The organism is Desulfovibrio desulfuricans (assembly GCF_024460775.1).
Lineage (GTDB): Bacteria > Desulfobacterota > Desulfovibrionia > Desulfovibrionales > Desulfovibrionaceae > Desulfovibrio > Desulfovibrio desulfuricans_E.
Window position 1 is genome coordinate 415,574 of the sequence record NZ_JANFYZ010000001.1, and the last position, 11,814, is coordinate 427,387.

At 56.2% G+C, this 11,814-nt stretch carries 8 protein-coding genes; 4 read left to right on the top strand and 4 right to left on the bottom strand.

Annotated features, from left to right (window positions below; all coding sequences use genetic code 11):
- Window positions 1-59: 59 nt before the first annotated feature.
- From NE637_RS01725 to NE637_RS01740, 4 genes are read left to right on the top strand one after another with little or no spacing between them, the layout of a single operon-like run.
- Entirely contained in the window at window positions 60-1,778 is a 1,719-nt protein-coding gene (locus NE637_RS01725; RefSeq protein ID WP_192111875.1) for a hypothetical protein, read from the top strand.
- Window positions 1,775-2,533, top strand: coding sequence for a 16S rRNA (uracil(1498)-N(3))-methyltransferase (locus tag NE637_RS01730; RefSeq protein ID WP_227117882.1), 759 nt, complete (start codon window positions 1,775-1,777; stop codon window positions 2,531-2,533). The genes NE637_RS01725 and NE637_RS01730 overlap by 4 nt, the downstream gene beginning before the upstream one ends.
- The gene (locus NE637_RS01735) at window positions 2,530-3,753 is read left to right on the top strand and encodes a replication-associated recombination protein A (protein ID WP_227117884.1); all 1,224 of its coding nucleotides are present in this window, start codon (window positions 2,530-2,532) and stop codon (window positions 3,751-3,753) included. The genes NE637_RS01730 and NE637_RS01735 overlap by 4 nt, the downstream gene beginning before the upstream one ends.
- Window positions 3,754-3,755: 2 nt before the next feature.
- Window positions 3,756-4,580, top strand: a complete 825-nt coding sequence (locus NE637_RS01740) for a lysophospholipid acyltransferase family protein (protein WP_192111878.1) — start codon at window positions 3,756-3,758, stop codon at window positions 4,578-4,580.
- 150 nt (window positions 4,581-4,730) lie between these two features.
- On the opposite strand, the gene NE637_RS01745 is transcribed toward NE637_RS01740, so the two are convergent.
- The 4 genes from NE637_RS01745 to NE637_RS01760 form a co-directional block, all read right to left on the bottom strand.
- Window positions 4,731-8,066 (bottom strand): EAL domain-containing protein, encoded by a 3,336-nt coding sequence (locus NE637_RS01745; RefSeq protein ID WP_227117886.1) that lies wholly within the window; start codon window positions 8,064-8,066, stop codon window positions 4,731-4,733.
- A gap of 248 nt (window positions 8,067-8,314) precedes the next feature.
- A complete protein-coding gene (locus NE637_RS01750; protein ID WP_227117888.1) occupies window positions 8,315-9,046 on the bottom strand; it encodes a GGDEF domain-containing protein in 732 nt (243 codons plus the stop codon).
- A 20-nt stretch (window positions 9,047-9,066) separates the two neighbouring features.
- Window positions 9,067-9,756, bottom strand: coding sequence for a transporter substrate-binding domain-containing protein (locus NE637_RS01755; RefSeq protein ID WP_227117890.1), 690 nt, complete (start codon window positions 9,754-9,756; stop codon window positions 9,067-9,069).
- Between the two features lie 329 nt (window positions 9,757-10,085).
- A complete protein-coding gene (locus NE637_RS01760) occupies window positions 10,086-11,777 on the bottom strand; it encodes a bacteriohemerythrin (protein WP_227117892.1) in 1,692 nt (563 codons plus the stop codon).
- Window positions 11,778-11,814 lie beyond the last annotated feature (37 nt).

Sequence of the window (11,814 nt, forward strand, 5' to 3'; positions counted from 1 at the left end):
ACTGGAAAATATTCTGAAAAGCAGGTAGTAAATAACAAATTTCTATAAGGGATGTGCGGATGATTAAATGGCAAGAGGTATTCAGCAAGGACGGTCTGCCCTGGCAGGACGCTACCCAGTTGTCCTCTTCGATTGCCGTAAGCGATTTGCCGCAGCTCAAGAAAATGCTCGACGCCGTGCATATCCGCCTGTGTCTTGTCAAACCCTATCAGGAAAACAAGAACTACCCCCTTGTGGAAGCGCGCGAGCTTTTGCCCTCGTTTGACAACGACATGTTTGAATACAAAGAGCTGCCCGGCTTTGCCATGGTGGCCTTTGCCCGCCAGCTCGACTATTTTTCAGAAATTTTTCAGTTCGACCGCCTGCACCCCGTAATTACCGAAGGCGACGGCGCATGCTGCCCGCTGGAAAATCAGGTCATGGTGCAGAACCTGCAAACCCTGGCCTCGCGGCTGCCGCGTGTGCATCAGGATATTTTTCGCCAGCAGTTCCGCTCGACAGACACGGTTGTGCTTGAAACCTATCCTGCCCTCATGCCCTACCTGCTCAGCATGGACAGGGCGCACGTGCTGGCCTGGGGCGCGGACAAGCAGTTTCATCTGGCCGGGATATTCGCTTCCTTTCCTTCGGATATCGACAGCGAACTGAAGCGTTTTGGCATCCGCATAGGCAAGTTCGTGTATGGTGACAGCGATATTTACGAACGCAACCGCATGTTTGTGTACCAGTACCTCATGGAGCTTTACGGCTTCCCCATAGTTTCAGAGCGCCGCACCTCGAGCGCGCTTTTTGCCCGCAAGCTGCACAAGATGGGCGAGCGTTTTTTGCTGCGCGTGCTGGGGCAGACGGACAGAACCATTACCACCTACATGGCCAATGGCGAAAACACGCGCTACCCCCTGCTGGAAAAAGTGGCCCTTGTGGCTGTGGACGCCGATCAGGACGAAGCGCTGAGCGCCATTGACCGCGATGGATTTTTTCTGGACAAGCCGCGCCGGGTGGTCATTCTGCGCATCAAATACCGCCAGCACACCTTTGACGCCAGCAACGTGCGGCAGGACCGCGCCCTCTCCGTGGTGGCGCAGGAGGTGCTGCACCCCATTACGGGCGAAGCGCTCACAGGGCTTAACATCATCAAGGACACCTCCAACATGTTCCTGCGCCTCAACGACATTGTGCGCGGCGAATACACGGGGCGCATCATCTACAAGCGCACCGAGGTGGTGGAAAACACGGGCACGCACGAAAAGCGGCTCAAATTCCTCTATAGCTGGCTGACCAAGCATCAGCGCCGCATGATCAGCTACAGTGATGAATTTTTCTCCAATGTAAGCAAGGTGTTGACCAACTACCTCTTTTCGCCAGACAATGACGAGGCCTTTGAAAACCTGCGCGAACTGTATCAGGAAGTCTGCACCCGGTTCAGCTACATCCAGCAGGCCCGGCGCGTGCGCATACTGGAAGACCTGTGCCAGCGCACTTTCAAGGGCGCGCGCATCACCTACCAACAGATGTTCCGCGAGGCCCTGAACCTGCTCAACGAGCTGAAGTTTGAGATCGTCAGTTTCTTCCCCGGCCTGGTTGACGCCGTGATAGACTGTGTGGAAAGAATCCTGCGCGACAGCTATCTGCAACGCAAATACGTTGAACCGCCGGAAGACACCCTTACCCCGGCTGGTCAGGAAATCCGTAAAAATTACAGACGTCTTGTTTCATTGCAGGACGGGTTCAAGGCTGTGCGCAAGGCGCGCAGCGGCAAGGAAAACGTGGTGGCATGAGCGTACCGTTTTTTTATCTGGCCCCTGAACACTGGGGCGATACACCTCTTCTTGAAGGGCAGGAAGCCCGGCATCTGGGGCAGGTTCTGCGCGCGGAATCCGGCACCGAAGTGGGGCTTCTCGATGGCCGGGGCCGCTCGGGCATATTTGTGGTGTGCAAGGTAGGCAAAAAAAACGTGCAGCTCCAGCGCGTTTCTGAAACTGTCACCCCTGCTCCGCATTCGCGGGCCATTGTGGCGCTGGCCTACAGCAAGGCCGTGCGGCGCGGCTTTTTTATGGAAAAGGCCGTGGAGCTTGGCGCGCATGGCGTATGGCTGTGGCAGGGCGACCACAGCCAGGGCAAACTTTCTGCCGCCGCAGAAGAAGCCTGCCTTGGGCAGATGATTGCCGGGGCAAAGCAGAGCGGCAACCCCTGGCTGCCCGAAGTGCGCGCCCTCTCGGGCGGCGTGGACCAGCTCATTCATCTTTCGCACGCTGCCGACCACCGCATTCTGCCCTGGGAACTCCAGGACGGTGTGCACATGCTCACCCCGGAAATGGCGGGTCAGCCCGGCCTGACCGTCTATGTGATCGGCCCAGAAGGCGGCTTTTCGCAACGGGAACTGGCAGCCCTGAAAGCCGCCCACTTTACCGCCGTGAGCCTTGGCGCGCGCGTATTGCGCTGTGAGACAGCCGCAACGCTCTGCCTTGGCCTGCACTGGTGGGGTTCGCAGCTTTACGGCAAGCCCGATGCCGCCCAAGGGAGCGGAAAGTGACCGTAAGCAAGCCGCTGCCGGAGCGCATGCGGCCCGATGATCTGGCGCTTTTTCTTGGTCAGACCCATCTTGGCGACCGCCTGCGCTCACTTATGAAGTCCGGGCGTTTGCCCAGCCTGCTGTTTTTCGGCCCGCCCGGCTGCGGCAAATCAACCCTTGCCCTGCTGCTGGCCAAATCATCCGGCAAGCCCTATCTGCGCTTGAGCGCGCCCGAAGCTGGCTTGCAGCACCTACGGCGCTCGCTCACAGGTGTGGAAATTCTTGTGCTGGACGAACTGCACCGCTTTTCCAAGGCGCAGCAGGACTTTTTTTTGCCGCTGGTGGAATCGGGCGACCTGACCCTGCTTGCCACAACCACGGAAAATCCCTCGTTCAGCGTCACGCGGCAGTTGCTTTCGCGCCTGCACGTGCTGCGGCTGCGGCCCCTGGGCCGCCCTGAGCTTATGGAGCTTGCCCGGCGCGGCGCAAAAGACATGCAGCTTGAAATGACCGATGATGTGGCCGACCTGTTGGCCGGGGTTTCGCACGGCGATGCCCGCACCCTGCTGAATCTTGTGGAATATGTGGGCGCCCTGCCGGAAGATAGGCGCGATCTGGAGCATATCAAGGCGGCGCTGCCCGAGGTGCTCATCCGCCACGACAAGGACGGCGACAACCACTACGAACTGGCCTCGGCGCTCATCAAGTCCATTCGCGGCAGCGATGTGGATGCGGCCCTGTACTATCTGGCCTGTTTGCTTGAAGGTGGCGAAGACCCGCGCTTTGTGTGCCGCCGCCTGATACTCTCCGCCTCCGAGGATGTGGGGCTTGCCGACCCGGACGCTCTGGGGCTGGCCGTGGCCTGTCAGCAGGCCGTGGAATTTGTGGGCATGCCGGAAGGCTTTATTCCGCTGGCGGAAACCGTCACCTATCTGGCTCTTGCAAAAAAGAGCAACGCTTCATACGCGGCCTATCTCAACGCCGCCCGCGAGGTCAAACTCAACGGGACGCGCCCGGTGCCGCTGCATCTGCGCAATCCTTCTACCCAGTTGCACAAGGAATGGGGCTACGGCAAGGAATACAAGTACCCCCACAACTACCCGGAATCGTGGATCGAGCAGTCATACCTGCCGACGGAACTGGAAGGCCGCAGGTTCTACCAGCCGCGCGACAACGGCGAAGAACCGCGCCTCAGCCAGTGGTGGCGCAAACTGCATAAAATCAAAAAAACGGACGAATAGGCATGAACCCCTTTGTTGACGGCGCATTTGAAGCCAAGTTTCTCACGGGTGACACATACAGCAGTCAGCCTGCCAGTGCGGGCTTTTTCAGCCGTATGATGCCCTCGCTCAGCTTTTACAGCCGCCTGTTTCTCGGCCCGGTGCGCTGGCTGTGCTCCAGAGCGTCCAAGGGGCAGTGCGACGATGCCGCCTGGGTATATGCCAGCGCGTGGGTGGCAGACCTTGTGGAGCGCATAGGCTGCCCCATCGAGATTGAAGGCATGGACGCCATTGAAGCTGTGGACGGCCCCTGCCTGTTTGTGGCCAACCACATGAGCACGCTGGAAACATTCATGCTCCCGGCCATGATCCGGCCCCGCCGCCAGGTGACCTTTGTGGTCAAAAAAAGCCTCACCACCATGCCGCTTTTTGGCCCGGTGATGTGCTCGCGCGACCCCATCGTGGTTGGGCGCACCAATCCGCGTGAAGACCTCGCAGCCGTACTGAACGGCGGGCTGGAGCGCCTGAAAAAGGGTATTTCCATCATTGTGTTTCCGCAGCACACCCGCTCGCGCGAGTTTAATCCGCAGCAGTTCAATTCCATTGGCGTCAAGCTGGCTAAAAAGGCTGGAGTGCCCATTGTGCCGCTGGCCCTCAAAACCGACGCCTGGGGACAGGGCAAAAAAATCAAGGAACTTGGCCCGGTCAAACCCGGCCTGACCATACGCTACACCTTTGCAAGCCCCCTCACCATTGCCGGACAAGGCAAGGAAGAACAGGCGGCAATCTGCCAGCATATTGAAAGCCACCTCGGCAAATGGCTGCAACTGGACGGCATCAACCAGTAGCCAGATTTTTACGGCTATTTTGCGGATATGACGTTCAAGGGCGGGGTTTACCCCGCCCTTGTTATTTTTTGAAGCACAAAATTCTTTTCAGGCATGGCAATGCGTGCAACAGGCCTGAATATTGCCCCGCCTGAAGTTTTTTCTCCCCGCTCAGGCGGCTCCCCTGCCCTCGCCCTCCGCTACCTGTTCGGCGCTTTCGGTCTGTTCAGCGCTCTCGGGTTGCTCGGCCCGATTACCATGCCCTTCTGCGGCTGCCGCTGCGTTTCTGCGCGCCAGATACCGCTCAAAGTCCTTCACCGCCAGCGGCACGCTGAACAGATACCCCTGAAACAACGTGCAGCCCATGTTCAGCAGAGCCCTTTTCTGCTCGCGTGTTTCCACGCCCTCGGCCACGGTGGTTAAACCAAGGCTTTGCGAAAGCGCGATGATGATGCTGGCGATGGCGGCATCGTTGGGGTCAGTGAGCAGGTCGCGAATGAATGAACGGTCAATCTTGAGCTGATCCAGCGGGAGCAGCTTGAGATACGCCATGGACGAATAGCCGGTGCCAAAGTCATCCAGCGAAAACCGGATGCCCAGATTGCTCAGCTCGACCATGGACGATATGATTTCCTGCATGTTCACAGCCAGCTGGCTTTCGGTCAGCTCCAGCTTCAGCAGGCTTGGGTCAATGCCCGTTTGCCGCACCGCTGCCGTAACATCCCGTACAAAATCACTTTCGCGGAACTGGCGTGCGCTTACGTTGATGGCGATTGTCAGATTTGAAAACTCGGGCATCACAGCCCAGCGTCCAAGCTGGCTGCACGCCTGCCGCACCACCCATGCACCTATGCGGGCAATCATGCCGTTTTCTTCTGCAAGGGGAATAAAGTCGGCAGGCGATACAATACCGCGCTTGGGGTGCTGCCAGCGAATCAGCGCTTCAGCGCCAAACACGTTGTCATCCAGGTCAATCAGCGGCTGATAATACAGCACAAACTGCTCAAGGCGAATGGCTTCCTCAAGATCCCGCTCAAGCTCTATGCGCTCCATGACGGTTTGCTGCATGGCCGGATCAAAAAACCGCACGGTATTTCTTCCGGCGTCTTTAGCCTGATACATGGCAAGATCCGCCTGCTTGAGCAGTTCATCTGGAGTGATGCTCTGCTTGCCGAACAGGGCAACGCCAATACTGGCTGTACAGTTGCAGGTGATGCCCTCCACAAGAATTGGCTCGCGAACGGCATTGAGAATCTTGCGGCAGATAAGCGCCACGGCCTCCGCAGCTTCCTCGCTGTTGCCCGACAGCCCGTGCAACAACAAGACAAACTCGTCACCGCCAAAGCGCGCCACCGTGTCATCTGCCGGAACAATGGCAAGCAGGCGCTGCCCAACCTGCTTGAGCAGATTGTCGCCGTGCGCGTGACCAAGCGTGTCGTTGATCGTCTTGAACCGGTCAAGGTCAATAAACAGCAGCGCGCTGAACTTGTCCGTGCGCATGCCCACCGCAACTGCCTGCCGGATGCGGTCAGTAAGCAGGGGACGGTTGGCAAGGCCGGTCAGTTGATCATAGTAGGCCAGCTCATTGATGCGGGCTTCGTTGCGGCGGCGCTCTTCTTCCCAGGTAAAATTATCCAGCGCAAAACTGACGTTCAGGGCCATTTCCCCCAAGAGCTCGCGCACCTCTGCATCAAAGGTTCCGGCATCATCGGCGTAGAGCGTCAAATTTCCAACAACTTCTCCCCGTTGGCGCAAGGGGAGCGCCCCAACAGAAAGAAAACCCGTTTTGCGCACAAGCTGCCACCAGGGCGCAAGCCTGGGGTCAGTTGTGGTGTCGTCTGACCAGACAGATTCGTTGTTTCGGATTGCACAGCCAGTTGGGCCGGACCCTTTGGGGTCAGACGCCCAAACAGATATGTCGAGCTTTTGCAGATCGGTATTGCTCAGGCCAAATGATGCAACGGGCTGCACGTTGCCTGTCTGCTTTTCAACAAGGCCGATCCAGGCTCCCTTCATGCCGCCAGCTTCAACAGCAGCCCGACAAACCTCAGCAAAAAGATCATTTCTGCCAGAACAGCGCACAATGGCCTGATTGCATCTGCTGAGCGCAGCGTACATTTGTGAAATACGGTTTGCCCGCGCCTGAGCGAATTTTCTTTCACTTATGTCAGTGCATAAAAATGCTATGATTCCAACTTCTGAGCGATAGGCAACAATATCCGCCCACAGGTTGTTGCCGGCAAGGTAAAATTCAAAATGAGACGGGTCGCCGGTTTCCGCAGTCACTATGAGCGGATTCACCCAGCGGGCTGTTTCGCTGGTTTTGGGGCTGATTCTTTCCAGCAGTGTTTTGCCGATAACGTCTTCCCGCTCCGCCTTGAATACGTCGCAGTAGGCCTGGTTGATCTCAACCAGCCTGAAATCGCAAATTTTCCCATCTGGCGCAAAGACCGGCTCGCACAAGGCCATGCCTGCCTGCATATTGTCAAAAAGGCCTTTGTAGCGCTTTTCGCCCAATTCAAGTGCCTTGAGCTGGCGGGTGTAGCTAATACCGCTCCAGAATGAGATAAACACGCAAACTACCCATAAAAAAACCAGTGAAAAAATGTCCTGACGCCATTTGGCGAGAACGGCCTGCTCATACAGGCCAATAGAAAGATACAGGGGCCATTGGCTAAGCTTGCGATAAAACGCGATCCTTTTTTTATCGCCAAAATCTGCACGCCTGTGCTGGTAGATGCTTGGAGCGGCGTCGTGTTCAATGAGTTTTCGCAACGGGGGCGATGGTTTTGCGTCAAGCCAGAAACGCCCGCGCGGATACTGCGTGACAAGGCCCAGCTTTTTATCCCACAGGGTGGCCACGGCGCTTGAACCCACAATGACGGCTGAAGCCATGATGTCCGAAAACATATCTATGGAGACAGCGCAGGCCACAACGCCGCCAAACGAACCATCGGGCAACAAATAGCGCATGGAAAGCACAATGATGGGGCGCGTCCACAACTGGCTGTAAAAAGGGTGGGAAATAACAAGCCCAGAGGAGGGATTATTGCGCAACTGAACAAAGTGGTCGGTGTTGGTGATGGACATCTCACCAGAAAGTGCGCGGGGAGAAGCGTATACCACTCGTCCCTGCGTATTTGTCAGCAAAAAGCCAAGGGTGTCCGGCAGGCGTTCATCAAGGTTTTTGCCATAGGCTTCAAAGCATTCCCAGGAAACATCGCCGCGCAGTGCCTGCTGTTGCGCTTCATCAACCGCGCCCAGCAGGGCAAGATTGATCTTCTCAAAACGCCAGGAAAGAACATCGTCAATGGATCGGGAAACGCTTTCCAGCGTGTTGGCGGCCTTGTCGAGTTCCTGCTGCCTGCTGCCCACCAGCGCAAAAATAATAATGCCCAGAACAAGCAAATTGATTGTGGCAATGACCCATAGCTGCTTGTGGGAATGCAGCCGGGATGACTTGCTGCGTTCAGACTCTGAACGAAGGTTTGGCTGGGAATCAGTCATATGAACCCCACAGCGGCAGAATGCGTCAACTCCCAAAAAACGGAACAGATGGAAGCCAGTGGAGGCGAAGGAGACCATGCGGCGTTTAAACAAAAAATGAACTGCACACGGCTGTTACGGAAATATGGAAACTAAAAACCTATAGCAATAAATCTACTCCAAATCTTTGTTCCAAGCAAGTTCATGACCCGATATTATAAACTGATATCACATAATTACGCATTTTAAAACCTCAAACACACAAAAAATCAGCCCACAGAGACTCTGTTTTTCCCCATTCTTTTTGCATGGTAAAGCGCCGTATCTGCTCTGTGGATCAGGCTGTCCTGAGTATCATGAGGGCGCATCTCTGCAAGGCCGATGCTCACGGTGCAACGCAGCCCGTCTGCAAAGCTGAACTCTTCAATCCGGCGGCGAAGTTTTTCTGCAATTTCCCCGGCTTTATCGGCATCGGCTTCTGGCAAAAGCACAAGAAACTCCTCCCCACCCCAACGCCCGGCAATATCCTGCTGGCGCAGAACATCTACAGCCAGGGCGCTCAGGGCCTGCAACACGCCGTCGCCAGCAAGATGCCCGAAGGTATCGTTGACATTTTTGAAGTTGTCCACATCCAGCAACAGCACGGAAAGAGGAAGTTCCCGCTGGTGCGATCGCAGCATGGCCTCGGCCATATCGCCAGAAAGTTTTTGCCTGTTGGCAAGGCCTGTAAGCTTGTCGGTATTGGAAATATGCAGCAGCTCAGCATTCAGCCGCCGCAGCCGGTACGTCCAGTAGCCCCAGAGCAAGGCAATGACAGCGCCAATCCCGCCGCCAAAAAGAAACCACATGGGGTTGATGGCTGACTGCACATTGATGGAAATGTGCTGATTGACCACCCTTCCCCGTTCCTGCGGTGTTATGGACATCACGCCCTTGTCCAGAATATTGCGCAGGGTGACATCACTCTTGCGTACGCCAATGCGCAGGTGATTCATGTACATGGGCAATTGCCCGGCAATTTTCAGATTGAACAGCCCGTTTGTGCGTATGTGTAGGCGGCCACCATCAGGGAACGCATGGTCATGGAGCTGCGGCGGCTTGAAACCATTTTCATGGCTTCATCTTCTGACCGCACAAGCTTGATCTCAAGATTGGGATACCGCTCCCTGATCAAACCTTCCATTGCCGTGCCTTCAGGAAAGACGATGGATTCGTGCTCAAGTGCTGCCGGGTCAGAGATATAATGATGTTCTTCGCGCGTTATGAACACGTTGGGGTCACTGAACAGGGGCGAGGTAAAGATAAGCCATTCACTACGCTCAGTGGTCTGGTTGAGAAAACTCAGCACCTTGCACTGCCCGCTTTTGGAAAAAGCCAGGCTTTCATTCCAGTCGGCGGTGCGCACCAGCTCAAACTCAAGGCCTGTTCTGTCCGCAACCAGCGCCAGAAGATCGGCTGCAATGCCCACGTGTTTGCCCGATGCGTCTATCTGCTCATAAGGAACCCAATCAGGGTCAACGCACAGGGTAACTTTTTTGTGCTCACGCAGGTAGACCATCTCGGTGGGTGTGAGGGCCACATCACCGAGATGCGACACCGCGGTATCAAAAGCGCAGGCCATGCCGGGCAAGGCCTGCAAAAAAAGCCAGACAAGCCCGCTGCACAATAGTTTGATGACGCGGTTGGTTGCGGCAGCGCGTTGGATGGGCATCCATTCCCCCAGACTTGACTATTGTCGCTTTGTACAAGGGCAAGGCCACTTGCATGCACAGCCATAAAAACGTGCGAATCAAAGCAGTACTTGCGGCCGGTCCGCCACGGCAAAACGATCATTCCACCATCTGCATATGAATGATTTTTGTCAGTCCTGCAATGGTGGAAGAAGGATCCACGCTATTCTCCAAAATCCGAACGTCACAGGCATGAGCGGAGAGAGCCTGCGCCTGCCGCATAATAAAAGCCCGTTCCGGTTCAGGAAGCCGCAGGCTAGTGCGCTTTCCTGAACCGGAACGGGCCGTTAACAAACTGCTGAAAGTGGAATCAGGCAACCCGCCCCTTGCGGGTCGTGCCAAGCCTGGCAGCTTTTTTGACATAGGGCGCGTACTGCGCATCCATGCCCATGATGTGCTGCACAAGCCAGTCTTTAAGGAACGAAAGCAGATCCATGCTCAGGGTTATTGTTCCCTGCTTGATGCCCTGCTCCACTTCATTGACCTTGGCCTCAAATTCCCTGTGAATCTGAAGATGCTCCTTGGTGGAGGGGTAATCGGAGTGGACAAAGTGTTTTTCTTCATCCCTGAAGTGTGTACTGGTGTAATCGCGGAGCTTGCGCAGAATGCCAAGCATCTCTTGCGCACTGCTGTTATTGGTCATGGCGCTGTGAAGATCGTTAATATAGTCAACAAGCAGGCGATGCTGGCTGTCTATATCATTTATACCAAGATCCATATTAGGCGTCCACTGCACAAACTTGTTTGAAGATGCACGATCATAGTCGCCGCTTGCCAGGGCGCTTACAATCATGTCCAGCTCTTCCATGCCGCCCTGAAATGTCAGAAGCGCAGCAGTGAACACCTTCATATTGCCAGAGGTCTGCTCCGCCACTATGCGGATTTCGTCCAGGGCTTTATTGGCGTCTTCAATATTTTCCGACTGCACCCCGGCAGTGGCGGCCACAGCCTGCAAATGCTGGGCTGTGCCGGACATGGTCTCCAGAATTTCGCGCATGCGCTCGCCAGCCACAGAGGCGGAACTCGCGCCTTCAAGGCTGAGGCGCGCTGCGGCATCCACTGTTTCGGCATTACGGTGGGCCTCATGCTGAATGGCCTTCACTGCGTCTTCAACTTCCCGCGTGGCGCCCATGGTTTTTTCTGCCAGTTTGCGCACTTCGTCAGCCACAACGGCAAAACCGCGCCCGGCTTCGCCAGCGCGGGCCGCCTCAATGGCTGCGTTAAGGGCCAACAGGTTGGTCTGGTCGGCAACTTCATTGATGACAGCCATCACCTTGCCGATATTGCTGGCTTTTTCTCCAAGCCCCGCCATGGCTTCCTTGAGCTGCACAATGGTATCTTTGAGTTGCTCAATGGAATTAACAGCGCCGTCAACCTGCTCCTTGCTGGCAGATGCGCTGCCGCTGGCCGTTTGCGCGTTCTCAGAAATCTCGCGCACGCGCATGGATGATTCGTGCGCCCCCTGAGAGACCGTGTCCATAGCGCCGCCGGTTTCGTTCAGGCGGTCGCGCTGCACGGCAACCCCCTGGTTCACTTCCGTAACCAGGGTTGCAAGGTTCTGGGCCTCGGCAGAGAGTTTGGCGCAAACAGTATGCGCCTTGTGCAACACGGCATCGCCCTTTTCAAATTTCTCACTCAAGGCTGCATTTTCGGCCTGCGCCGCTTGCAGCTTTGCCTGAAGCGCCGCATTGCTGGCCTCAAGGCCGGCTGTGCGTTGCCGCTCGGCAGCCAGGTTATCTTCTGCCGAACGCAGCCGCCCAATGCAATAGGCAAGGCGTTCCTGATTATTGGCGCCGCCGGATTCGCCAGCGCCGCTGGCCACGTCATCCATCAGCTCGCGCATTTGCCTTGCCTCGGCCAGGGCGCGCAGCCACATAATTGCATCAACCACCAGGCAGGCAGCCGCACCGCCCAAAGCAAGCCACAACAATCCGTCAATTTTTCCAACAACCGCCAAAATAACCAGCATGGCCAAAGCAAACGCATGGGAAATAAAAACCATAAACCCACCCTTGTCGGAAAACGGATAATTGTGCCCG

Coding starts and splice junctions, on each gene's coding strand:
- NE637_RS01725 (WP_192111875.1), top strand. CDS start 60: ATGATTAAATGGCAAGAGGTATTCAGCAAGGACGGTCTGCCCTGGCAG.
- NE637_RS01730 (WP_227117882.1), top strand. CDS start 1,775: ATGAGCGTACCGTTTTTTTATCTGGCCCCTGAACACTGGGGCGATACA.
- NE637_RS01740 (WP_192111878.1), top strand. CDS start 3,756: ATGAACCCCTTTGTTGACGGCGCATTTGAAGCCAAGTTTCTCACGGGT.
- NE637_RS01745 (WP_227117886.1), bottom strand. CDS start 8,066: ATGACTGATTCCCAGCCAAACCTTCGTTCAGAGTCTGAACGCAGCAAG.
- NE637_RS01750 (WP_227117888.1), bottom strand. CDS start 9,046: ATGTACATGAATCACCTGCGCATTGGCGTACGCAAGAGTGATGTCACC.
- NE637_RS01755 (WP_227117890.1), bottom strand. CDS start 9,756: ATGCCCATCCAACGCGCTGCCGCAACCAACCGCGTCATCAAACTATTG.
- NE637_RS01760 (WP_227117892.1), bottom strand. CDS start 11,777: ATGGTTTTTATTTCCCATGCGTTTGCTTTGGCCATGCTGGTTATTTTG.